This is a genomic window from bacterium, from assembly GCA_016699125.1.
Taxonomy (GTDB): domain Bacteria; phylum Babelota; class Babeliae; order Babelales; family Vermiphilaceae; genus AWTP1-30.
Genome location: CP064961.1, coordinates 250,840 through 275,174, shown reverse-complemented (window position 1 = coordinate 275,174; position 24,335 = coordinate 250,840). Strand labels below are relative to the sequence as shown.

The 24,335-nt window shown below is 38.0% G+C and carries 28 protein-coding genes; 18 read left to right on the top strand and 10 right to left on the bottom strand.

Translation table 11 applies throughout. The features are described 5' to 3' along the window. Positions 1–13 precede the first annotated feature (13 nt). Genes IPG37_01320 through mnmA form a run of 3 tightly spaced genes read right to left on the bottom strand, consistent with a single transcriptional unit; the run spans position 14 to position 2,046 of the window. Positions 14–379, bottom strand: coding sequence for a hypothetical protein (locus IPG37_01320; protein QQR54048.1), 366 nt, complete (start codon positions 377–379; stop codon positions 14–16). Next, a complete protein-coding gene (locus IPG37_01315; protein QQR54047.1) occupies positions 376–978 on the bottom strand; it encodes a CDP-alcohol phosphatidyltransferase family protein in 603 nt (200 codons plus the stop codon). The genes IPG37_01320 and IPG37_01315 overlap by 4 nt, the downstream gene beginning before the upstream one ends. A 15-nt stretch (positions 979–993) precedes the next feature. After that, complete coding sequence (gene mnmA / locus IPG37_01310) at positions 994–2,046, bottom strand: tRNA 2-thiouridine(34) synthase MnmA (GenBank protein ID QQR54046.1); 1,053 nt, start codon at positions 2,044–2,046, stop codon at positions 994–996. 212 nt (positions 2,047–2,258) lie between these two features. On the opposite strand from mnmA, the gene IPG37_01305 reads away from it, so the two are divergent. The 5 genes from IPG37_01305 to IPG37_01285 all read left to right on the top strand — a co-directional run bounded on the left by IPG37_01305 (position 2,259) and on the right by IPG37_01285 (position 7,910). Further along, the gene (locus tag IPG37_01305; protein QQR54045.1) at positions 2,259–3,905 is read left to right on the top strand and encodes an arginine--tRNA ligase; all 1,647 of its coding nucleotides are present in this window, start codon (positions 2,259–2,261) and stop codon (positions 3,903–3,905) included. 266 nt (positions 3,906–4,171) lie between these two features. Further along, positions 4,172–5,140 (top strand): hypothetical protein, encoded by a 969-nt coding sequence (locus tag IPG37_01300; GenBank protein ID QQR54044.1) that lies wholly within the window; start codon positions 4,172–4,174, stop codon positions 5,138–5,140. A gap of 399 nt (positions 5,141–5,539) precedes the next feature. Beyond that, positions 5,540–6,301 carry an ABC transporter ATP-binding protein gene (locus tag IPG37_01295; GenBank protein ID QQR54043.1) on the top strand — a complete coding sequence of 254 codons (762 nt, stop codon included), beginning with the start codon at positions 5,540–5,542 and terminating at the stop codon, positions 6,299–6,301. Continuing rightward, positions 6,298–7,119 (top strand): hypothetical protein, encoded by an 822-nt coding sequence (locus IPG37_01290; GenBank protein QQR54042.1) that lies wholly within the window; start codon positions 6,298–6,300, stop codon positions 7,117–7,119. Before IPG37_01295 ends, IPG37_01290 begins: the two co-directional genes overlap by 4 nt. Then, a complete protein-coding gene (locus IPG37_01285) occupies positions 7,116–7,910 on the top strand; it encodes a hypothetical protein (GenBank protein QQR54041.1) in 795 nt (264 codons plus the stop codon). The genes IPG37_01290 and IPG37_01285 overlap by 4 nt, the downstream gene beginning before the upstream one ends. Positions 7,911–7,990: 80 nt before the next feature. Here the strand turns inward: IPG37_01285 and IPG37_01280 are convergent, their stop codons facing one another. Next, positions 7,991–8,392, bottom strand: a complete 402-nt coding sequence (locus tag IPG37_01280) for a hypothetical protein (protein QQR54040.1) — start codon at positions 8,390–8,392, stop codon at positions 7,991–7,993. A gap of 114 nt (positions 8,393–8,506) precedes the next feature. Between IPG37_01280 and IPG37_01275 the strand changes: the two genes are divergently transcribed. The 4 genes from IPG37_01275 (at position 8,507) to IPG37_01260 (ending at position 11,077) form a co-directional block, all read left to right on the top strand. Then, positions 8,507–8,860: a helix-turn-helix domain-containing protein gene (locus tag IPG37_01275; GenBank protein QQR54039.1), complete on the top strand. Its 354-nt coding sequence runs from the start codon at positions 8,507–8,509 to the stop codon at positions 8,858–8,860. Further along, positions 8,857–9,480 (top strand): IS30 family transposase, encoded by a 624-nt coding sequence (locus tag IPG37_01270; GenBank protein ID QQR54038.1) that lies wholly within the window; start codon positions 8,857–8,859, stop codon positions 9,478–9,480. Before IPG37_01275 ends, IPG37_01270 begins: the two co-directional genes overlap by 4 nt. Before the next feature lie 74 nt (positions 9,481–9,554). After that, positions 9,555–10,202 (top strand): hypothetical protein, encoded by a 648-nt coding sequence (locus tag IPG37_01265; GenBank protein QQR54037.1) that lies wholly within the window; start codon positions 9,555–9,557, stop codon positions 10,200–10,202. After that, positions 10,124–11,077, top strand: coding sequence for an IS481 family transposase (locus tag IPG37_01260; protein ID QQR54278.1), 954 nt, complete (start codon positions 10,124–10,126; stop codon positions 11,075–11,077). The genes IPG37_01265 and IPG37_01260 overlap by 79 nt, the downstream gene beginning before the upstream one ends. Before the next feature lie 253 nt (positions 11,078–11,330). On the opposite strand, the gene IPG37_01255 is transcribed toward IPG37_01260, so the two are convergent. Genes IPG37_01255 through IPG37_01245 form a run of 3 tightly spaced genes read right to left on the bottom strand, consistent with a single transcriptional unit; the run spans position 11,331 to position 15,194 of the window. Next, a complete protein-coding gene (locus IPG37_01255; GenBank protein ID QQR54036.1) occupies positions 11,331–12,701 on the bottom strand; it encodes a hypothetical protein in 1,371 nt (456 codons plus the stop codon). Next, positions 12,702–14,090 carry a hypothetical protein gene (locus IPG37_01250; protein ID QQR54035.1) on the bottom strand — a complete coding sequence of 463 codons (1,389 nt, stop codon included), beginning with the start codon at positions 14,088–14,090 and terminating at the stop codon, positions 12,702–12,704. A gap of 39 nt (positions 14,091–14,129) precedes the next feature. Then, on the bottom strand, positions 14,130–15,194 hold the full coding sequence (locus IPG37_01245; GenBank protein QQR54034.1) for an ankyrin repeat domain-containing protein: 1,065 nt from the start codon (positions 15,192–15,194) through the stop codon (positions 14,130–14,132). Positions 15,195–15,357: 163 nt separating this feature from the next. On the opposite strand from IPG37_01245, the gene IPG37_01240 reads away from it, so the two are divergent. Genes IPG37_01240 through IPG37_01225 form a run of 4 tightly spaced genes read left to right on the top strand, consistent with a single transcriptional unit; the run spans position 15,358 to position 18,063 of the window. Then, positions 15,358–16,065, top strand: a complete 708-nt coding sequence (locus IPG37_01240; GenBank protein ID QQR54033.1) for a hypothetical protein — start codon at positions 15,358–15,360, stop codon at positions 16,063–16,065. A gap of 19 nt (positions 16,066–16,084) precedes the next feature. Beyond that, positions 16,085–16,699: a hypothetical protein gene (locus tag IPG37_01235; protein ID QQR54032.1), complete on the top strand. Its 615-nt coding sequence runs from the start codon at positions 16,085–16,087 to the stop codon at positions 16,697–16,699. A 15-nt stretch (positions 16,700–16,714) separates the two neighbouring features. Then, on the top strand, positions 16,715–17,353 hold the full coding sequence (locus IPG37_01230) for a hypothetical protein (protein QQR54031.1): 639 nt from the start codon (positions 16,715–16,717) through the stop codon (positions 17,351–17,353). Positions 17,354–17,370: 17 nt separating this feature from the next. Next, entirely contained in the window at positions 17,371–18,063 is a 693-nt protein-coding gene (locus tag IPG37_01225) for a hypothetical protein (protein QQR54030.1), read from the top strand. Positions 18,064–18,140: 77 nt separating this feature from the next. On the opposite strand, the gene IPG37_01220 is transcribed toward IPG37_01225, so the two are convergent. After that, positions 18,141–18,641 (bottom strand): hypothetical protein, encoded by a 501-nt coding sequence (locus tag IPG37_01220; protein QQR54029.1) that lies wholly within the window; start codon positions 18,639–18,641, stop codon positions 18,141–18,143. Positions 18,642–18,828: 187 nt separating this feature from the next. Between IPG37_01220 and IPG37_01215 the strand changes: the two genes are divergently transcribed. Further along, positions 18,829–19,473, top strand: a complete 645-nt coding sequence (locus tag IPG37_01215) for a Maf family protein (protein ID QQR54028.1) — start codon at positions 18,829–18,831, stop codon at positions 19,471–19,473. Positions 19,474–19,490: 17 nt separating this feature from the next. On the opposite strand, the gene IPG37_01210 is transcribed toward IPG37_01215, so the two are convergent. Further along, positions 19,491–20,162, bottom strand: a complete 672-nt coding sequence (locus IPG37_01210; GenBank protein QQR54027.1) for a hypothetical protein — start codon at positions 20,160–20,162, stop codon at positions 19,491–19,493. 169 nt (positions 20,163–20,331) lie between these two features. Here IPG37_01210 and IPG37_01205 point away from each other — a divergent pair, with 169 nt between their 5' ends. Continuing rightward, a complete protein-coding gene (locus IPG37_01205) occupies positions 20,332–20,583 on the top strand; it encodes a hypothetical protein (GenBank protein QQR54026.1) in 252 nt (83 codons plus the stop codon). Here the strand turns inward: IPG37_01205 and IPG37_01200 are convergent. Beyond that, entirely contained in the window at positions 20,557–21,996 is a 1,440-nt protein-coding gene (locus IPG37_01200; protein ID QQR54025.1) for a glutamate--tRNA ligase, read from the bottom strand. The two genes, IPG37_01205 and IPG37_01200, sit on opposite strands and share 27 nt — an antisense overlap. Before the next feature lie 130 nt (positions 21,997–22,126). On the opposite strand from IPG37_01200, the gene IPG37_01195 reads away from it, so the two are divergent. The 3 genes from IPG37_01195 to IPG37_01185 are packed head-to-tail and all read left to right on the top strand — an operon-like array spanning position 22,127 to position 24,241. After that, positions 22,127–22,405 carry an acylphosphatase gene (locus IPG37_01195; protein ID QQR54024.1) on the top strand — a complete coding sequence of 93 codons (279 nt, stop codon included), beginning with the start codon at positions 22,127–22,129 and terminating at the stop codon, positions 22,403–22,405. Positions 22,406–22,461: 56 nt separating this feature from the next. Beyond that, the gene (locus IPG37_01190; GenBank protein ID QQR54023.1) at positions 22,462–23,163 is read left to right on the top strand and encodes a hypothetical protein; all 702 of its coding nucleotides are present in this window, start codon (positions 22,462–22,464) and stop codon (positions 23,161–23,163) included. After that, positions 23,144–24,241, top strand: a complete 1,098-nt coding sequence (locus tag IPG37_01185; GenBank protein ID QQR54022.1) for an ABC transporter ATP-binding protein — start codon at positions 23,144–23,146, stop codon at positions 24,239–24,241. Before IPG37_01190 ends, IPG37_01185 begins: the two co-directional genes overlap by 20 nt. Positions 24,242–24,335: the final 94 nt, after the last annotated feature.

The following is a 24,335-nucleotide window of genomic DNA, read 5'->3' as shown; positions in this document are numbered from 1 at the left end:
AGGTTGATTGTTATTATTTTAGATTTTTTAAAAGACGGTTGAACTTACCAGAGGCCTCATTAAAAGAATCTATTGCTTTGACAAGCTCTTCAATAGCATTGCTCAATTCAGTCAAAAAAAGCATATCTTTGTTCTTTGTCACTGACAGTTTTGCACCTTCAAAATAAGCTGAAACTTGACTATGCACGCCTTTCATCGTAGAAGCAGCAGATTCTAAAAGAATGGGGACCTGCTGTTCAAGCTCCATCATTTCCTCGAACAGCTGTTGACCATTTTTTTTAAAAAGACCGTTTTTTTTGACGGTAAAATGACTGTGAATAGTAAGATAAAAAACAGATAGAAAAAAAATAATACCACCTACTCCTGCTCGTATTTTCATATTCTTCCCTTTGTATTGACAAGCTGACTATAACAGATCAGAGCATACTGCAATAAGGCTACACATCCAGATCCTACCGTTGCCACATAAAACCAAAATACATACTGCATACAAAAATGAAAAGTCTGCTGTAATAGTAATGTAAACATGGTTATAGTATATAAAACCATCGTTGCTTTTCCAAAAAAGAGAGGCTTGATTTCAATCGGTTTTTCAAAAATAATAAAAGAAATACTAACAACTATCTGAAAAAATTCCTTCACACATATAAAAAGAAGAAACCAGAAAGGGATATTAAACTGCACACGGTAAAAATAGAAAAAAGTTGCAAAGACCGCAACGGTTAATATTTTATCGGTCATAGCATCAAACAACGCTCCTGAAACAGTACATTCGCCCTGCAAACGAGCAATGGCTCCATCTAAAAAATCTGTCAAAGCCGCAACAAGAAAAAAAGCCTGCGCATAGACCCAATACTTATTTATAATACAGAAAATAATAGGTCCAATAAGCATAAATCGCACCAATGTGATCTTTGTAGCAGTAGTTAATGAAAAAAATGGTGCATCTTTTATCGATCTCATACTCATATAACTCATATCGCAGCCACTCGTTCATGGCTGAATAATTCCACCGCCCAAACATATCGTATCTTGATAAAAAACCGCAAACTGGCCCGGTGCAATCCCCTGGTCCGGATCATACAAACAGACATATGCTTTGTCATCAGTAAAGGTAACGGCCGCTGAATGATAGGTAGGGCCATGCCGTAATTTTATTTTAAAAAAACCATCTTTTGGAACCTGTTCTGAGATCCAACGACAGTGAGCCGCAAAGAAATTTTTTCTTCTACTTGTAAGATTTTTATAGTCTCGTGAAATTACAACCGTATGATTTTCAATATCTTTTGAAACTACGTACCACGGTCCGGCCGGCAAACCTATTCCCTGCCTTTGACCGCTGGTATAAAACCAAGCACCCTCATGAGTTCCTACTACTTTGCCGGTTTCAAAATCAATAAAAACTCCCTTTTGTACACCAAGATGATGCCTTAAAAAATCTTTAAACTTTATCTTACCCAAAAAACATAAGCCCTGACTGTCTTTTCTAAGAGAATTAGGCAATCCAAACTGTGCAGCAAGCTCACGCACCTCTTTTTTGGTATATCCACCAATCGGAAACAATGCCGTTTGAAGCTGTTTTTTCGATATATATGACAAGAAATAGGTCTGATCTTTTATTGTATCCGCAGATGTGGCCAAATAAACACCATCTGAAGTATCAATTCGTTGCGCATAATGTCCAGTTGCGATCCTATCATAGGTATGACCTAGTAAATCAAAGAACGCACCGAATTTGATATAAGTATTGCAAAACACATCTGGATTTGGAGTATTTCCTTGCTTTGCCTGACTCACTGTATAATCAACTATCTTTTCATAATACTGTTTCTGCATTGGAACAACGGTCAAGGGAACATGCAAATAGTCTGTTACTGCAGTCACATAAGATAGATCTTCTTGCCATGGGCATTCATGCGCAAATTCCTCATCCTCTTCAAGCCATATTTTAAGGTAAAATGCTTCAACCAGATGCCCTTCTTTTTGAAGTAATTTCAAAGCAACGGCACTGTCAACACCACCAGAAAGCAATACAGCCACCTTCATCGTCCTAATCCCTACATTCGAAATTTAATACTTATTTGGAAAATTGATATTTTAGCATTTATTTAGTATGCAATATCACGCAGTATATAGGTTTTTTAAAAAAATTCTATCCTAAAGCCACCGTTTAACCATAGTAAAATTAAAAAGTGACAACTTTTTAAAATGTGTTAGTTTAAATAATGAAAATCAAATAAACGTTCAGAAAGTATTTTATGAGTTCTATTGCTGCATTACGCAATGCTTTTGGCGATTTTATTAAAAGTAAGTATGCCTGTTCTGCTGAACATCTAAAGCAATGCAATTTAATCCTAAACACGGATTATAGCAAAAAACAGTTTGGTGATCTTTCAAGTAATGCCCCACTCATTTTGGCAAAACTGCTTGGAAGAAATCCACTAGATATTGGACAGGAGATCAAAAATGAGTTTGCCCATGAATATATAGAGAAAAAAGAGATCGCGGGAGCGGGCTTTTTCAATATTTTTCTGGCAAAAAAAAGCTTCATTGAATTGGCACAAGATCTGTTTGAACATCCTACCAATCTTTTTAAACATACCTTGCAACAGAAACTAAAAATCTCGATCGAATATGTCAGCGCTAACCCCACCGGTCCTTTGCATTTTGGCCACGGGCGAGGTGGCATTATTGGTGATGTTCTTGCAAATGTACTTACCTTTTTGGGTCACAATGTCACCAAAGAGTTTTATGTCAACGATGCGGGCACACAGATAGAAAAATTAGCAATGTCACTCATTATACGCTGTCAACAGGAGCTGGGCATAGAAGCTACATTACCAGAAGACGCATATCATGGTGAATATCTTATCGATCTGGCAAAAAAATGTATCCAGGAATATGGAAGTAATGTACTTGAAAAACCGGAGTTTTTCTTCAAAGAATATGCGCAAGAACAGCTTTTAAAACAGATCAAACAGACGCTGCAGAAATACGGAATTCAGTTTAATGTTTTCTTTTCTGAAAAAACTCTTCATGAAAGCAAAGCCATCGATCAGTCGATTGAACTATTAACCCGAAAAGGCTTTGTGTATGAAAAGGAAGGTGCTTTGTGGTTTGCGTCCTCACAGTTTGGAGACGACAAGGACAGGGTAATCAGAAAAACAAATGGTGAGTGGACCTATGTTGCAGCCGATATTGCCTATTTAAAAAATAAGATCGATCGTGGTTTTAACTCGCTTTTTATGGTTCTGGGTCATGATCATCATAGTTATGCAACCAGACTGCAGGCGATCCGAGCCGCATTTGATATTAACGTTCCACTGGAAGTTATTCTCTATCAGCTTGTCAAAATTAAAGAGGGTGATATTGAAGTGCGCATGTCAAAACGAAAAGGGGCAATTATCGAACTTGATGATATCATCGACACGGTAGGCAAAGACGTTGCACGTTTCTTTTATTTACACCGAAAAGCGGACGCTCACCTTGATTTTGACCTCAACCTCGCACTCAAAAAGACCGATGAAAATCCGGTGTATTACATTCAATATGCGTATGTTCGTATTAAAAGCATCCTCAACAAAGCGTCAGACGTTATTGAATCTTTAAGCTTGTATGAATCTGATGCAAAGAATATATCAGAAACCGAGTATATGCTCCTCAAAAAAGTGATTGCACTTCAGGATCTTTTAGAAACAGTTATAGAGAATCATCAGACGCACCTTTTGACCTATTATGTGCTTGAACTCGCACAGCTGTTTCATCTGTATTACAACGAAGTAAAGGTCATCGACCCTGCGCAACTGGCAACAACTAAAGCACGCCTGCTGGTTCTGGTGGTTGTCAAAAATACCCTGGGGCTCTGTCTTGATCTGTTAGGTTTGAGCAAGCCAGAGCGAATGTAAAAGCAATTCGAGTCAATACTGTTCCGACTGTACTAGTTTTTCTTTCAGCTTGGTGTATCGATTTATGGGTCCAGATAAGATCATTATTGATACTCGACAAAATACTGCTGGCGAGATGGAAAAAAAATAACATTTAAATACATAACCGTTATAAAAACGAAGAAAGGCAACTATTTTACTTGCGTTTCTTCGTTTTTATATTAAATTATTTGTAATTATTTGTGAAAATACCTATTTACAGTAACCTTCAAAACAACAGGAGCTCCATGACTATCAAAAGAATTGCCTTATTTCTATTTTTGATAATGCACAAAACGGTATTAGAAGCGATGGAACAGGAAGGAAAAGTAGTAACCTACCATCCAATCTATAATTATGCTTTTGAACCCATTTCTCATCATTTGGCACATGAAATTTTCAAAATGCCTACCTCTGAACAATTATCCAGAGGAACGTTTGCAACTATTTTTAACGAATTGATACATGAAACTGATCAGTCAGCTCAACTAGTGGTTAACATACATGGAATTAACAAAACTACCTCACATGTAACCAAAGACGCCTTAGCAAACTGTAAGATGTTTCATGCAAAAGCATTACAGCAATTATTGGGATTGCGATTGATGAATAAAATTGAATGCAGCATCATGTCACCAATAGCAAACGTAACAATTGGTCATCACTCACTTACCGTATGTCAAAGTAAAATCAATGATATTCCGTACGACTTTGCTACTGCTCAGTTAACTGATCGAGTTGTAAAACGTTATCGCAATATCTTATCGGATAACGCAACTTATAACGCAATTATGAATCCTAAAAAACTTCACAATGAAAACGATACTATAGAAGAATCGTTAAAGTCTATTCATCATAACTTGACTAATACTGCTATTTTAGCTTGCAAAGAACCACAGTTTAGAAAACATATGCTCCCTTTAGTTGTATTATTACTCAAAGATTACAAAGAAAATGGTGTAGTCAGGATCCCATCGACAGTTTTAAACCCAGCTATTAAAGAAGAACTTAAAAAAGAACATGTTGAATTGCAAATAGTGTCTGCAAATCCACTATTAATTCCAAATGAAACTGGCCTATTTCATCATGTACCAGCAATCAATGTCAGTGTGAAAACTGCTACAGACGCATTAACAGTACATTCTAGCTGGCATTATGCGCTTACTTATCTCACCTTCCTTGCTTCAAAAGCAACACATAGTTGTGAGATTCTTTAAACCTTTTTGAGAAGGAAGGCCTGCTTCTTCAGATCTTCCTTCTCAAAGCTCATAGTACTTTATACACCATAAACTTTATTTTGAACTATTTTGACTCTTTCTCTTGCAAGCATATCTGGATAAATAAAAAATAGTTCAAAATAGATCCTGTTTGATGTATTGATAACTTTTCTTTTGTTTTTTAAAATATATTGTTATCATATAAATATTTAGTTTCAAAACTAAATATTACTAATAAAATTTTTCATTTGGACCCTATGAAAACACTCAAAGCTGCAAAACATCTATCTCCGCTCTAACAAGCGTTTATGGCAACAAGTCGACTGACCAAGTATCTTAGTTTATACAATTTGTAACTCATAACTATTATATATACATTCCAAAAACTTATAGGATTCTATGGAAAACATATTACTATCTTTAAAACAGGTTTCTAAAATCTACACCACTGAAGCCACGCCCGTCAAAGCGCTTGATTCGGTCAGTTTTGACATTTTGAAGGGTGAAATTTTTGGCCTTTTAGGTGTTAATGGAGCTGGAAAAACAACTTTATCTTCGATTTTGGCAACCCTCCATCCGGTCAGCTCTGGAGATATTGTGTATGCAGGGGAATCAATTTATAAAAATATCTACCGGTATCGCAGAAAGTTAGGCTACTGTCCACAGTATCAAAATCTTGATATGGCATTAACTGTCAGACAGAATCTGGAATTTGCGGGCCGATTTTTTCTGCTTTCAAAAGAAAAAACAGAAGAGCGGGTAGAGTTTTTGATTGAAAAGTTTGAACTTCGTCGTTATGAACATTTCAAAATCGATGATCTATCTGGTGGCAACAAACAGCGCGTTTTGATTGCCCGCGCATTAATTCATGAGCCGGCGCTCGTACTGCTTGACGAGCCTACCGTAGGACTTGATCCTGATATTCGCAAAAAGTTGTGGGATATGATCAAACAGCTGCGCGAAGATGGCGTTACCGTTGTTTTAACGACGCACTACCTTGACGAAGCTGAATATCTGTCTGATCGCATCTGTATTTTACATCGTGGAAAAGTAGTCAAAATAGAATCAGTTGCATCTTTGATGAGTGCGCAGGCGGACAAAAGCTTGGAGGATGTATTTTTACGACTGTTACATGAACATATTGAATCGGGAGCTGAATGATGACATGTTTGAATATGCCTGAAAAATGCAGATCATATGCTGCAATCATGAAGGCCCTCTTGCTACGCGATCTTTTTGTATTGCGCACAAAACTGCTTGACCTTGTTATCAACAGTACCATCGTGCTCGGTGTTGAAATGATCATCTGGCTCTATCTATATCCCGCATTTGGCGTCGACTATCGCGTGAGCCTACCTCTTTTTTTTGGATTTCCATTACTTTCTTTGCTTTTGAACTTGGGATTTGGATTTTCAATGAAATATACATTCGGAGCGGCATATCAAGGATACGGTGACCTTGAATACCATCTGACATTGCCATTACCATCGATCTGTGTATTTACTGCCTATGTGCTTTCATTCTGGATCGAATCCTTTCTGGTAACTGTTCCATTAATTGCCGGAGCGTTGCTCTTTTTGCATTCGATGGGTGGTGTTTACAACGGTTCATTGGCACTGTTTTTCATTTTTTATGCAATTGTGGTTTTTTTGATCGGGTTTATCTTCGTAGCAGCGAGCTTCCATTATCCTTTTGCATGGTTCAAAGCAAACATGTGGCCGCGCAGAATTGGGCCGCTCATCGTCGTTGGCGCAACCTTTTATCCGTGGTACAGAGTGTATGCATATTCACCACACTTGGCCTATGTAATGCTTTTAAATCCAGTTACCTATATTTGTGAAGGATTACGAGCAGCATTATTTGGAAGCAATGGCTCTAGTTTGCCTGTAGCTGGCTGCTTATTGATTGTCATAACTGTCCTCTGTTTGTCATTTGTATGGATGAAACAGAGCGTCAAAAAAAGATTGGATCTCATATGAAAACCGCTTATTTTGGATACGTAGAAACGTTTATTCAGTTTTTCAAACGTGATTTTCTGGTTCATAAAACGACGTTTGCCAACGATATGATTAACTATGGCATTTTATGGCCGGTAACGTTTGGACTCAGTTTTACCGTACTGCGAAAGAACATTCTGTTTGCAACGCAGGACATCTATTTTGGTTCGATGATTCTGGTAGGATCGGTCGTCGTGCCGATGATGGTGATCGCCTATCGCATCACTTTTGATCTGATGTTTGACCTTGAAGGAAGAAGATTCATTTTGTATCAACTTTCTGTGCTTCCGGTCAAACTGGTACTTCTGCAACGGATGATCTTTGCAGCATGCTACACATTTTTGATCAGTAGCCTCATGTTCCCCGCGTCTTTACTGTTTTTAAAAGGCCATTTTGTGATTGAAAATCAGGCCTGGCTGCAGTTGTCGTTCATGCTGTTTTTGAGCAGCACAGCAATGGCTGCACTGCAACAGCTGTTTGCAGTGATTTTGACGGTAGAAAAGCTGCATATATTCTGGGTTCGGGTCAACGGTGTTTTGATGAGCATGGCAGGATCGTTTATTCAAACAACACCGTTGCTGAAAGTCCCTGTGCTTGGCGTTTTGTGCTTTGCAAACCCTGTTTTTCATATTGCAGAATCGGTCAGAAAAATTCTGTTTCCAAGTCTGTCAACCATGCATCTACCAACCATGGTCGGATATCTGCTTGCGACCACGCTACTGTCAACTGGTTTGACCTGGTATTTTTTCAAAAAACGTATTGACCATATTTAAACTAGTGCTATAAAAAACCAGGGCTGCAAAGAGATTTTCTTTGCAGCCCTGGTTGCGATTTTAAGGACAATTTTTCTGTTTTAACTGTTTAACCACGCATCATATGCTTCATCATCTTTTTCTTCCTCTTGTGCAGTCAGCTTTTTGTAAACCGCATACACACCAGCTGCCACTGCTACCGTACCACCTGCAATGGCCCCAATGCCTTTCATTATATTGCGCTCCAACTGTGCAACGAGCAGGTTGTACTTATCAATAAATCCTTTTTGACGCTCAGGCGTACAGTTAAAAAGATGCGATTTGATAGGCAGCCCTTCAAAAATAGCTCTCAACTCAATTGCTTGCCGTTCAACCTTGTCCTGCGCTGAAATATCGAACAAAGAAGCAGTATTCATTTTCGTTTCCAACTGATCTATTTTCTTGACAGTCTGTTCAAGATACTCATCAACTTTCTTGCTTGCTAATGGACTTAGTTCAGTCAAGGGCAATAATAACTTTTCTAAATGGCCCTTTCAAGTTCCAAATGCACCACCGGCTAACAAAAAAATCAGGTGATCATAAACTAGTCTCTGAACAAAAACAGAAGGAGACAATTTATGAGCCAAACAAATGGCAAACACCTGATTTATAAACAAAGATGCCAGATAGAAGCGTTTTTGGATAGTGGCCATTCAAAAAGAGAGATTGGAAGGCAACTAGGAATAAGTCACTCGACGGTAGTTAGAGAGGTTCGGCGAAACAGTTGTAAAAGTGGCTATCAGTGTGACAAGGCAGAAAAAATGGCCCAAAAAAGGTCGCAGAAAGCTCGAATGAGACCAACGCGATTGGGAGCTGATATGTGCCAAAAAATAGTAGATAAGCTGATTACAACACAGTCAAGCCCGCAACAGATTTCAGGGCGACTTAAAAAAAAAGAATCTTTATCAGTCATGAAACGATTTATCAGATGATCTGGAGCGATAAGAAGGCTGGTGGAACACTGTACCTCAATCTGAGACGCAAGGCAAAAAAATACAATAAGAGGAAGAGAAAAACCGCCGGGCGAGGACTCGTTCCACATCGGGTTGATATCGAAAAGAGGCCTGCAATCGTCGAACTAAAACAGCGTGTGGGAGATTTTGAAGTTGATACAGTGATCGGAGCGCATCACAAAGGTGCACTACTGACGCTTGTCGATCGGGCAACCAAGTTTACACTGATCAGGCTTATTGATGACAAGTCAGCACAGAGCGCTACTGATGCCATTTTACGACTGCTGATGCCGTACAAAAATCATGTTTTTACCATCACTGCTGACAATGGAAAAGAGTTTGCGGACCATCGCACCGTCTCTCTCAATTTACCGCATTGTGACATCTTTTTCGCAAAACCATACCATTCTTGGGAGCGTGGCTTGAATGAACATACCAATGGACTTATTCGACAATACTTGCCTAAATCAACCAATTTCTCTACACTTACACATCAAAAGATTGCTGTTATTCAAGACAAGTTGAATAATCGACCCAGAGCTGCTTTGAATTACTTCACACCCTCAGAGGCATTTTATGATCAACTTTCTAGGTCATGAGTGGTGCATTTCAGATTTGAATCGGCGCTTTAAGAAGTCGTTTGTAAAAAATTTTTTGCCAGTTGAAAGTTCATATGTACCTATTTTTGATTTCGATTTTGCTTTTTTTGTCAGGTAAAGATCTGTTTTCGAGCGCACAGAACGTTGAATATGGGTTGGATCTTGGAAATGGTAATGCTTATTTGTTTGACAAAAATATACAAGAACAACCAATACTATCTAAATATTCGATGAAACAATATGAACACACAGTTATCATTAAAGAGGATGGATTACCCAACCTTCCAAATCCAACTCTCCAAGAGGGCGCAATAACGAGTTCAATTGTTTATTACCTATTACCATTTGAAGCTACCGGTATTCAGAGATTTTTTGAAAGTATAGAAACCAAGCGAGCAATTACCCTGTCTCCTGTCAAACAAGCAAATAAAAAATCAGTTAGGTTTTTTCAGCAATACTCTCATCCACAAGCAAAGGCGATGATAACATTCTGCAAGCGAGAACATAAAGGAAAACCGTTAATTGATTATTTATGGTATAACCCTAAACATACAAACTATAAAAAAGAACCCGAGCCTAGATGTTTGGTCCCTGAGAATTATGGTGTATACTACGAAGATAATGATTTATGGAGAAAAAACTTATGGGACAAGTATTGCATCCAAAGGCCAGAACGACAGAGGCTGTGCGTAGAGAGATCCGTAATAGTAAAGAAAGTATAGTAAAAGCAGCAAAAAGATTTAATGTCAACCCAAAAACAATAATGAAATGGAGAAAGCGAAACGATACAAAAGATCTGCCAATGGGCCCCAAAAAGGTAAAATCCACGGTTCTTTCAGAAGTTGAAGAGGAAACAATAGTAGCATTCAGGAAAACGACGGGGCTGCCTTTGGATGATGTTTTATATAGCTTACAAGAAACTATTCCTCATTTGAGCAGATCGAGTCTTCATCGTTGTTTGAAGCGTCATGGCTGTTCTGTTTTACCTAAACAATCGACATCAGCTTCTGCGACAAAAAAGAAATTTAAGCAGTATCTCATCGGTTATTTTCATATAGATATTGCAGAAGTAAGAACAGCTGAAGGTAAGTTGTATCTGTATGTCGCAGTCGATAGAACATCAAAATTTGCGTATGCAGAGCTTCATGAAAGTCCTACCAAATTGATTGCGGCAGGGTTCCTACGCAATCTTATTAAAGCCGTCCCATACAAAATACATAAAATACTTACAGATAACGGTATTCAATTTACTAATCATGCTCATCATACAAAGGCATTGCCTCACATCTTTGAGCGTGTTTGCAATGAACATCAGATAGTACACAGAAAAACCAAAGTGAAACATCCTTGGACCAATGGGCAGGTTGAGCGAATGAATAGAACTCTCAAAGATGCTACTGTAAAGACTTTTCATTACGCTTCAAATTGCGAGCTAAAGCAGCATTTGCATTCCTTTTTAATGGCCTTTAACTTTGCTAAACGCCTCAAGGCTCTCAAAGGCAAAACCCCTTGGCAGTTTATTTTAAATGAGTGGACAAATCATCCAGAATATTTTACACTCGATCCAACCCATTACTTATTGGGATCAAACACCTAGAGAATTGTTTCTTTTAGAAGTCTTCAATGAAAATGCCAATCCATCAAAGATATTTAACAACCTAGCCCAAAGCCAGAACAAAAGTCGTTCTAACTTTTTGTCCTGGCTCAACGGCTTTTGCATACCCCTCCTGATGTTTACAGGTGGACATCTGCAAATGAAAAAAACAACTCTATCAATTAGTACATTATATCTATCTTTCTTATATATGATACACTGTGCTCTACCCTGGTGCCCGACTGGCAGAATAAGTTTACGGTGATGGTTCGGTCGTACCCAACTGTTTCAATCTGCCAAACTGGTCGATGCATTGCTGATATGAAAAACTGACATAGATAATCATTCTTTGCCATTCGATCGCTTTGTACTGTGCAGTTTGCAACATAAGCCGCTGCACATACGGCACAGTCCAACGGTCGTTGCAGAGCGAATAGATCGGCGTTTTAATGAACTGGTCAGTTGGTCTGTTTGCAAAAAAAAGCTCAGAGCAGATGTAGGGCACGAGCTGTACTTGATGGTCAATCTGCAACAGAGGCCGTTCATTTTCTGAGGGAATGATTTCGTTAAAATTCTTAAAATAAAGCTCATACAACAGCGATCCCTTGCACCAGGCAGGCAGCTTTTCGGTCAGAAGCATGGCATGTTTTTTGTGAAAAACGGTTTTGATCGCCCCATTTTCAATCCAATACATGCTGTTGCGATACAGATTGTCCTGACAGGTAAACGCACCAGTAAACAGCTCTATTTTTTTTGAAAATGCGTGTTTAAAATAGGCAAGAAATATTGGACTTGCCAGTTCAGTTGAATAAAATGCTGCTTCCGGCATTAAAATGATATCTGCTGACGGATGCTGCTGCGTAATTTTTTGCAAAGTTCCAGCTGCATTTTGTGCCAGTGCTTCAACCGATGTCTGCTGTCTGAACACGTGAGGTACCACAATAATGCGATCAAGCCACGATGGAAACTGTTCGGCCGGAATTGGCATGAAAAAACAGATGAGCCAAAAAACAGTTGTGATCAATGCAAAAGCGTAGGCTTTCCAGTTGTGATAGGCAAATACAGCATAGATTGATGCATTGGTTATTAAAAGCAATGCACACAAGACTTCTGTTCCGAAAAACGGCAACGTTCTGAGTAAACTGGGATATTGAATAAGTGGCAAAAGCGGATGCATTAAAAAGTAGCCCTCCATGCAGTTGAATGGCCAGAGAGAGATATGATCCATGCACAGAATGTAAAACCAGATCGCAAAAGTAAGTATTGCTATTCTTGAAAAGGAGCTTGTAACGTTAAAAAATAGGTTCACAATAGAAAAACAGAATGGAATAAGCAGGCCAAAAAGACCTGCATAGAGGATAATAAGCAGTGCAGGAAACAGAGTTTGCAGAGCACTGCCTTCGGCCAGGTTGACAATACCAGTCAGCACGCCAAACAAGTGCAGAGTCGCTGCACAGATTCCCCAAAAATATCCCTGCAGATAGGTCATATTGTGTGAAGCCGTAACATGTAAAAGCGGTATTACAAATACAAAGCTAGCCCACCAGAAATAGTCATTCAAAACAGCTGACAAAGCATACAATACGGTCGACAAAAAGAGAAGAAAATACTGTTGTGTGCAATTCATTTAACTGACCTTTGCAAGTGGTGTGGTTTTGCCAGATTGATCAATAAACGTCTGGTATACAAAAGAAACATACACGATCGGTCGTTGCCATGCGATCGCCTGAAACCGTGCCCCTAAAAACATCAACCTACTCACGTAAGGCGCAAGCAAACGATCATTGCAGACAGCAATAATCGGATAGTCGGGATACGCATCATCGGGCCGCGTGTTAAAAAAGAGCTCTGAACAGATGTATGGAATAAACGATACTGTCTCGTTAAATTTCAGTGGTGTTTTTGGTTTTTGTGATTCAGCAATCTGACTCTGTTTTGAAAAGAAAATGTTCTGAAATAATCTACTTTTTTGCAAGCCACGTGGCAACCGTTCCGTCATGACCATGGTATGCCGCTTGTCAAAACATTTTTGCACCACTCCATTATAAATCCAATGCACCGAATTATAGTAGTCGTTTCCTTTCCAACGAAAAGCTCCTGCAAGTACATGGACCTTTTTACCAACATATTCTTCAGACCATAACATTGAAAGTTCAGTTTTTTTCAGAAATTCACAATAAAATGATGATTCTGGCATAATAAAAAGCTTAGTATTCGGGTGAACATGAGTGTATGCTTTCATAATATCTGCAGCACTGGACATTAAGAAGGTAAGATTGTAGGCTGGCGCAAATACTTTTGGCAACGCAACGATCTGCTCAACATATGCAGGAATTTCTACTGCTTTTTGATTGGTTAAAAAAAAGCAGTGGGTCCAGAAAAATAACAGACACCCAAGCAAGCCCAGCTGTGCAAGGTTTGATTTCATCCAGACTATGATTAACAGAGCAGGCGTAAGGAGCAAAAGCGCTAATAAAATGAGTTTGCCACAAAAAGGAAGCATTGCTAATAAGGATGGTGAATGGGCAAGAGGAATGAGCGGATTGGTCAGCAGGTAGCCTTCCTGTCTGCCAAGAAAAAATAAACATCCATCTTCCAAATAAAAGATGAACATAAAAAGCCCAAAGGCTGTTTTAAGCACATTCTCAGTTTTCGGGTCAAAAAAACTGGAATGCATTCGTCCTTGAAAAAATGAAAAACCGTTTGCAAAAAAAGCAAAGCTACAGGATGCAAAAAATGATTGAATCGTCAAAAATACGATGGTAAGTGAAAACTTGGTCAAAAAATCACCTTCAGTCATTTTGAAAATACCTTCAAAAACGCCGTACATATGACCATTAATTGAAAGAAACGCAAATAAGAAAAGTTCTGCAAAATAGTATGGTCTGACAGTTGCGGCATGCCAAAAAAGTGGCAATGGAAAGAAAAAAGCGAGCAAGTAAAAATTTGGTCTGTAAAAAGGTAGGACATACAATACAGATGCTGCTAGGATAGATAATACTGTTTTTAAATACATTGTGCTTTTTTTAAGATTGAAACCTGTTGTATTGTAAAATTAATCTTTTTTATATTGCAACAGTTTCATAATCGGATGCGCCAAAAGTTCGTCTTGGGTCATTTCTGGGTTTTCCTGAAGCAGCTTTTTGGCGGCTCTTCCACGAGGAGTAAGTCCACACAACTCGTACCCATCTTGGTCTTTGCCGCAATCATCTTTAATATCTTTTCTTGCGCCTCGAGATAACAAAAAGTTGATCATAGCAACGTCAAGCTGCATGGCAGCATAATGGAGCGGCGTCTGGCCCCATGCATTTTGCACATCAACTGACTGGCCCGCATCTAATAATGCTTTGACACATTCAATCGATTTCTGCAGAGTTGCCATATGAATGGCCATCATCTGCTCATCATCTTCCAGTTTTACCTCTGTATTTCTCATTTTTTTATTCAGATCCACACCAGCTTCTGCAAGCGCCTTTACCGTTTTGCAATGTTTATTTGCACAAGCAACATACAGTGGCGTATATCCATTTGAATTAAGGCTATTTTTGTCAATTCCTGCCAAACATAAAGGCTTGACCACCTTTTCATGCCCAAACAAGGCTGCAATATGCAAAGCCGTATTTTCAAACGCCTCTTGCCTGTTATTAATCGTTTTTTCTGCACCATTTTTCAATAAGTATTCAACAATAGTACATGCCTTTTCTTTGTCCCCAGAAAAATCCATTGATACCTGTGCAAAACTATCAAGAATTGTTGTTTTATTTTCAATTTTCCATTGAGCAATGCCAAGGGCTATCTGTTCCATGGGAGTTCGTGTTTTTTCATCAAATAGAGCCATCTGTACCGGAGTCATTTTCCAAAAACAGCCAAGCTGGTTAACATCTGCACCTTGGGTTACTAATAGTTTTACCTGGGCAAGATTTCCTGTCTTTGCAGCATCATGTAACGGTTTACAGCGCTGAATTTCTGGAAGTCCGTAGGTGGGTGCATCTTTTGTATCACTTGTAAGAGGAAGTTTTTGGCTTAATTTCTGCTCAAGTTTATCAGACACAGGAACGCCAACACACAGATGCGCATGTATTAAAAAAACAACCAAACCTATACATATAGTACGTTTCATCGACGTTCCCACACACATTTATTATTTTAATTTTCATTATAGTTAATTTTATATTAAAAAATAAATAGTATTGTTTTATTTGCATTTATTGACTATTATGAAATGTTTTTAATATATTGAAAATAAAAAGTACTATATCCCATATAAAATAAAGGAGTTATTAATGAAGAATATGAAACAGATGATGCTACTTGGGTTAGCCTATTTTGGTAGCTCAACGGTATTAATAGACGCATCCGGTAGAGATAGTAACGTATGTACAAATATGATTGCGGGTAATCAGGTTCAAGGCATGGGACAAAAAGCAAGCTGTAAAGGAGGCGGCGGCAAAGGTGGTACCAGTATTGCCACCCCAGAAAAAGCAGCAAATGCAGCTGGAGACAAGGTTTTTTGGAATATCAACTATTCACAGGTAAAAAATGAACAGTGGGGATCGATTAAAACCACTGAACACAAAGTACTAAAATTCCCTAAACCTGGTGAAAAAAAGCTGATCACATTAACACCAACTGAAGGAAAAATGAAAAATAAGTCTATTGATATACTCATTGTACCATTTGATAAACGTGTAAAAGATCAATACGGCGAATATCCGGACAATCTTTCCGAACAGCTACAAAAACTTGATGAAAGCGCACAATATAATACAATCGTTAAATTTTATCGAAAAAGCGCAACCGAAACAACCTGGACAGAGCTTTATGAACTTTTTTCAGATGAAAAATCAGATTCAAGAAAACTCCATTTCAAAGTTGCGATCTCACCAGATGGCATCTTGACCGGTGAACAAAAAATGGTTCTTACTAACGAAGCAGATGGAACCAAACAGGAAGTTATGTCATTCAGCATCGATCTAACTGCGTTTGAATAATCTCTCAAAAAGGATACCTGTGAAAAAGTATACATGGCTATTCATAGCTCTTTTGACCGTAACTGAAACAAAACCAAACACAACAATTGTCTATAACGTGAATCAATGCATAGCATCTGATGGAGCTCAGTTAAACTGTGAAAATTTCGGTGTTAATAGCGTCAATGACGTGGTTGCATGGAATACAAAAGATGCACTAAAAACAGATTTTGGTTCAATTACGGAAAACAGGAAAATATTTGTCCCCTTCAAGCATCAGTTCCAACAGTTAGTGTATAGCTTTACACCAACTGCAGGTACCGGAAAAAATCAGATTATACGAGTGTTACTTGTAGAATTTCCAAAAAAACAGAAAAAAATAGGTAAAATACCAGACAAAGTTTATAAAGAGTTGCAACAGATAAAAGAAAAAGTTGCAATGTCAGATGAATATTCGATTGTCAAAGTATATCGCCAAATTTCCAGTCGTAGCAATGATTCTTCTGAATGGACAGATGTTGCCGATCTTATCATTCCACAAACCAGTAGTGCAACCTCTCTTGAACTTTCACCAGAGGGGCTTGTTATGGCAGAAACGATTGATCTGAATGGGAACTCGAAAAAAATCGTTTTAGAGCTTTTTAAAACATATTAAAAAGGGTTATAGAAAATGAAAAGAACGTATAAACCGTACCTTGCTGGAATATGCCTTGTAATACATTCATTATACCCTGGTTCTAACGTAGTCAATAATTCAGCAAATACCTGTACGGGTGAGAATATAAACTGTGAACAGTTTACCATTAACAGTACTGGTCAAACATTTGTATGGAAAACTGATGACGTTGAACTGATTGGACTGAATAAAATTACAACATCAAAAAAGATCATCCTTGACTTTCCACAGCAATCGTTTTTTGAAAATGGTTTTTTCAAGCGTCTCTATACCTTTACGCCAACCAATGGCAACAAATCAGACGAAAAAATTCAGATCTTGTTTGTTTTTTTCGACCCTCAATACACCAAAGAGCTTGATAAAAGCATTCCTCTTTCTGTTGCGGCAGATCTAAAAACTATAAAAAAAGAATTTGCCAACGGTAAGTTAGGATCGATTTTAAAGGTATATCGCCGATTTGGTAAATGGATGAATCCACTTGCAGAATGGGTCGAAGTGGGAACATTCAGTATTGCCGCAACTGAAACAAAAGGCTTTGCAGAACTAAGTGATGCAGGCTTATTGTCTGCAAAAACAAAAACTAAAGATGGAAAAATCATAGATATGATTATAGATCTCTCAAGAAACTACTAAATTAAAGGAGAATATCAATGAACTATAACAAGATATATAGATCGCTTGCCATTATGGTATGCATTGTTCAAACAACAATGCCATCAGGCAGAGATTCCAATGTTTGTAGTAATATTATTGCCGGTAATCAGGTACAAGGAAGCAATCAAAATGCAAGCTGTCACGGTGGCGACAGTGAAGGCGGACTTTTAGAATCCGCAATAGATATGTTAAATAGTTATAAAGATCGCGTTGACTGGAAAATGACTGATTATGAAACAAAAGATTTAGGCCGCGTCACCTCAGCCCAAAAAGTCACAATCAAATATCCTGCTGTTGGAAAAATGAAACATTTCAGCTTTCAACCAACTGAAGGCACCATGCAAGACAAAAAAATAGAACTTTTACTTGTCTCATTTTCAATTCATGGAAAAACGAACAATATCACTATTCCTGAAGCAGTACAAAAACAGTTAACACTCCTTAAAACAAATAAATCTCCATTCAGAAACCTCGTCAAAGTTTACAGAAAACTTGAAGGCGAAACACAATGGGTAGAATTTGCAGAACTTTATGCACGTACCAATCCTGAAGTTAAAAAGCTTGAAGTCACCTTTACCCTATTTCCAGACGGTAGTGCAGAGGCTACAGAAAAACTCTATCGCACTGATGCAGAAGATGTTACGACCGAATACGAAAGCAATAGAATTGATTTAACGGTACTATTGTAAATTCAATAACTATGTAAAAAGAGAGAGCTGACATGTGTGTCAGCTCTCTCTTTTTATGATGCAGTTTTAAAAATTTTTTACTGATGCGTAACAGATTGCCGTTGCAACAACACTTTGGTAGTCAGCAATCCACCTACCACACATAAACCAACTGTAATTGCCAGCCATTCGGCTACCATTGTTTTAACTGGAAATTCTGCTTTTACTCCTGCGGGAAGAGGTTGCAAAGTCCAACTACCGTCGAAACCTGAACATCGTTCAAAAAATCTATAAAGTTGATCTGAATATTGTACCTGCCACACCTGTTTTTTCTCTTGTTTAATGGTTCTTACATAGCCACTCTTTTTATAGTACCCCGCCCTCTGTGTCGGGGTAGGCCAATTGTAAAAGTGAATAGCATCAATGCCATATTCATCTTTTGTAAAATAATGAATTTCGCCATCATTCGTTTGCCAGCTTGGATATTGATACCAAAAAAATGACCTCGTCCACGCACGCGCTACTCTATCTTTCTGATCTAGTTCACCCGCTTGTATTTGCAATACCGCAAAACAGATCAGATACCAATACATTTTCATTGTAGACTACCTTTTAAAGATACAAAGAACATATCAAAATACTAAAATTTACAAAAATAATAATGTTTATTATATCAAACAGAAACTTAATGTCAAAAATAAGCGGTTCTTAAAAAAAGCCTTCATTCTTTGTTTTTTTCGCTCTATACTTGAACCATTATATCCAATATTTGTCAGAACAAAAAGCATGCAGAATTCTATTTTATTTTTGGCAAGCTCTTCGCAGTCTCGCAAAAAGCTTTTGGAACTATCAAAAATCCCTTTCAAAAAGCTTTTTCAGACGGCTGACGAAATTTTACCTGCCACAAACATTCCAATCGAAAAATATGTCACCCAAATTGCACTGCAAAAGATGGCCAGTGTCATTTTGCCTGAGTGCTACCAACAAGGTACAACTATTTTTGTTTTGACAGCCGATACCATGTGTTTGGATTATCATGGCCACATTTTAGGAAAACCAAAAACTCACCAAGAAGCTCGTCAGATGATCAAAAATGCCCGTCAGAAATGCTCAGCACACACCGCATTCTGCATTGAAAAAAAGCAGTTCATTAATAACGCATGGCGCATACTTGAGCACGTTGTTCAGGTAGTAAAATCAGAATACATTATTGATATTCCGGACGAACAGATCGATTTTTGCATCGATTTTATGAAAAGCATGGACTGCGCAGGAGCAGTAACTATTGAGGAGTTTGGCATGCAGTTTGTCAAAGAGATACATGGTTCATATTCAAATATCATAGGCCTTCCACTCTTTGAAGTACGCCACGCATTGAAAACCTTAGGTTTTCAAAAAAATGGATCACACGACTGCACGAAAAAAAAATAGTTTTTTATCACCAACTATTAACATTTAACTATCGGCAAAACCGTAGAAACGGTGGTAGCTGCAATGGTGGCAAGACCAAGTAACACTTTAAGGATGGTCAGAGTTCTATCTTTTTGCTGATTTTTATTTTCAAGTGTTGTTTGATCATCAATCGATAACGCCAACAGATCTTTAAAAAGTTGCAATGCAACATCAGTCGTTCCTGCAGGCAAGCCAACAGGAGCTGCGATTGATGGAACCACCACAGTTGGTGCAGGAATAGGTGGTGCCACTACTGGTTGGTTATTATTGGTGAAATTAGTATTCATCTCTTTCATAAGTTCAAGCATATATTGATGGTATAATTCAGGATTGTTTTGCATCATTTTGGTCAAAAGCATCGATGCCTTCTGTTTTTGCAACTCATTTGCATTATTATTTTGATTGATGACTCTTTTTTGATCAAGAGAGAACAGATAATCTACCACCGCCGAAGGCTCAACTTCTATACTTTTTACTCTGTTAACATGTTCTTCATTATTCCATTTTCCGCCAAAATCATCAGCATGAGCAACATTTTTTAAATCATCCAACGTAGCAATAATAGTATTATTGTACTTTCCCGCAGGTATAACAGTGAGCGCCGCCTCTTCCATACATGTAAGCTTACCACAAAAAAACGGTATCAATAAAAATATAGATTTCTTCATATCTCTCTTACTTGTTTATATAACAATAAAATCATACTAGCTTAAAGCGGTTATTGGACTCAAGCATTAAAATTTAATTGCAAAAAAACAGTCTATTTGCAGAGTTGTTTTACGCGTGGTATTATTTTTACATCGGATTTAAAAAATTCACAGAAGAATAAGGATACATTTGTATTGTAACTATTTTCAGGCACATGTTCCACCTGCAGACTGTTTTCTGGTCATAGGTTTTTTCAAAAGCTATGACCATGTTTGTTTTGCCAGAACCGTTTGTCAAACTAAAAGTATTGTTGAATTTTTTGTACCTGAATCAACAACCAAAGAATCTTTACTGCTCGCACACTATTTAGAACAAAAACTCGTACTTTTTGACCTACAAAAACAGGAAAACCGCTTACAACAAGCGCAAACCCTCTTTTAATCGTAGTTGAGCATCTGAGCCAAGCATTTCAATAAGTTGCCCAACAGCAATTCCCTGAGCAGTGCCCGTCAGCATTAATCGCATTACTGAAAGCCATCGCTTTGGTTCAATAATCTTATTGAGTGCTGTCTTGAGGGCATTCATAAATACTTCTTGCGTCGCTATATTCGGCAAGGCCGCTACCAATGCTTCTTTCAGCTGGTTTCGTTCTCCTTCATTCAAAAAAGTATCCACATCCGCCGGTAAAGCGGGCTTGAAATCAAAATAAAAAGCCAGCATCGGAACAATATCGCACAGTGTCTGAATGTCATTCTGAACTGCTTTTAATAACATATCAACCTTTTGTTGATCACCAGCTGTCGCTGAAGGATATGCTTTTATCAAAAAAGGTTTTGCCAAGGAAATAAATAATGCTGGCTCCATCGCATGCAACCAACGTCTATTAATCCATCGCAGCTTCTCTACGTTATATTTTATGTGCCCCGTTGTATGAATATGGTCAAAAGCAAATGCCTGTATTAACTGATCGACAGACATAATCTCTTGCGCAAAGGATCCACCAATAATTGCCAAATAGTTAACAATCGCTTCTGGTAAAAAACCTGCATCTTTTAAATCTCGCAAGGAAAATCCAAAATCACGTTTTGATAGCTTTTTTCCGTCTATATTACATAAAATCGGCATATGCAGATACAAAGGTCGGGCCACGTTAAAAGCATCAAACAATGGTGCTTGACATGCGGAATTGGTCAAGTGATCTTCACCACGAAAAATGTGCGTAATTTTCATCTCCATATCATCGACAAAGTTTGCAAAAATAAAGGTAAAACTACCATCACTACGCGTCAATGGAAAATCAGAAAAATTGTGCAACTCAAATGTTTTAATACCATGCGCCAAATCGTTAACCGTTACTTTTTGGCTGTGATCAAGCTTAAATCGCCAAATAAAGGGGGTCTGCTCAGACAGTTTTTGTTGCACCTCATGAGATGAAAGCTGTAAACAGGCTCGATCATAACGAGGCGCCAACCCAGCTGCCTGCATACGCATACGTTTTTTTTCTAACAGTTCAACACTACAAAAACAGCGATAACAAAGCTCTTTTTGGCATAATATATCGAGGAACTTTTGATAGATATTCATTCTTTCAGATTGGAAATACGGCCCATACGCTCCGCCAACCCCAGGGCCTTCATCATGCAATAACTTAAGCCATTGCAGGTCAGCAATAATATTCAAAGCACCGGGGTCATAGTTCCGTTCAACATCTGTATCTTCGATTCGCACTATGAAAACACCCTTTTTTTGGCGCGCGAATAAATAGTTAATCACGGCAGCGCGCACATTGCCTAAATGCATCATGCCTGTAGGTGCAGGTGCAAAACGTACTCGAACCTGGGTAGAATTTTTCATTTCTTAACCTTTGCAACAATTTTTCGATATAAAAACCTTGATCTATAGAAGTAACCATATTTTTTGACATAGCAGCTAACGTTTTGTTAGCTTGTTGTACTATCTTGATTCTATCATAAAAGGAGAGTATATGAAACGTTGTCTTAAAGTAACAATCAAGGGAGTTTTTCAAAAAGACTTTCTACCAGAAGTTATAAAAAAAATAGCTTTAGACTGCTCAGTTGAAGGAACAGCCCAGTACGAAGATACTGAATCGGTCAAAATTATCGCATGCGGATCAGTTGAGCAGACTAATGAATTTATCGATTCTTTACATACACTCTCAGAAAAACAGTCTTTCCAGGCAATTGAAGTGGAACCTTTTCTTAACATTAAAAACTACCGCAATACCTTTCGAATACTTTCTTGAATATTAATGGTTTTCATTTATATTAAAATAAGTAGCGTTTTTTGAAAGTTATGTAAATGAATGAATGTCACAAAAAAGAATCAACCTGTATGCAAGGCAATTCAACCGTTTGGCAAGAGATCGCATGCCATTTACCCTACGCGGTTGTCGCTGTTGCGTTTTCACTTACCGTAGTAAGCTTTGTATCGATCTTTGGTCTATGGTCAAATGTAGATCCAAAACTTGCTAAAAAAGGCGCTAAAATGCTCTTTCACAGCTTCCATTTTATGCACCTTGTTTTTGCAGGCGCAGGGACATTGGTAACTTTTTTTAGGTTCTCTAATAATATTTTCAAAGCCTTGCTTGTGGGGCTTCTATCTCCAACCTTTTTTTGTGTTTTATCCGATGCTGTCATTCCCTATTTTGCAGGCAGAATGCTAGGTTTTGATATGCATTTTCACATATGCATATTTCATGAGATTAAAAATATCGCACCATTTTTATTTACTGGCTTATTGACCGGCTTTTTAAGCAAGTGGAGCCATCACAATGAAAAAATAACGTATGCTTTAACCTCGCACACATCTCACATTTTAGTGAGTTCACTTGCTTCAACTTTTTATCTGGTTGCTCATGGATTTTATGAATGGCACTTACAAATTGGATTAGTTTTTCTCTTTTTAATTATTGCAGTCGTTGTGCCATGTACGCTTTCAGATGTGATTGTGCCAATGACGATTGCACGTTTAGGGAAAAAAGATGTCCAGCATATCCATTAAGAATGTTTCAAAAATTTACAAAAATGAATATATCTTAAAAAATCTTAATCTTACTATACCGCTTGGAACATTTTTTGCGCTTCTTGGACCAAGTGGTAGCGGTAAAACCACGCTGTTACGTATTCTTGCAGGCTTTGAATCTGTCGACCAAGGAAGCATCTTCCTCGACGACATTGACATTACACACGTTCCAGTACATTTACGAAAAATTAATACTGTATTTCAACATTATGCATTGTTTCCACACTTAAATGTTATGGAAAACGTTGCCTATGGCTTGCGAATCAAAAAAATCGCCCCAGACATTGTCCAAGACAAGGTACACCATATCCTGAAAATTATGCATTTAGAAAAACATATTTATAAAGCGGTCGATCAGCTTTCTGGCGGCCAGCAACAGCGAGTAGCACTTGCGCGCGCTATTATTAATGAACCAAAGGTGCTTCTGTTAGATGAACCACTCGCCGCACTTGATTTGAAAATGAGAGAACGAATGTTACTTGAACTTATTGAGCTGCAGGATTCTTTAAAAACAACCTTCGTATACGTAACACATGATCAGTTCGAAGCTTTAACAGTTGCCGACTTCATGGCCATTATGAATCATCACGGTACAATTGAACAGGTAGGAACACCTAAAAATACATATGAAAACCCAGCCAGTTCGTTTGTTGCTCGCTTTGTTGGTTCAACAAATATCTTCCAAGGTATCATCCATTGCGTTGAAGACAACTATAAGATCGCAATACCACTGCTTGGTACGTTCGACATCGTTCTTACAAAAAAACAGACTGATGATTGGAAAGCTGAAAACAAACAGGTTTTCATGAGTATTAGACCAGAAAAATTTGCCATATCTAAGGGCAATCTTATTGGTTTTTCCAATCACATAACCGGAAAAGTACACGCTATCGTATATCACGGTCGGTCAACTCAATATAATGTACTGTTAGAAAACAAAATCGTCGTGTCCGTTTTCGAACAAAACGAAGAACATTTTCCACAAGAAACTATTGACTACGACGATGTCGTAAACCTATATTGGCAAAAAGAAAATGTCGTCCTATTAGAATCTTAAAAGGAGCCGTTATTGAATCGATCCGTAGTACAGTATATAAAATTTTGGCTTGCCCAATCTGCGGTCACATGGCCTATTGCGATTTTAATTTTAC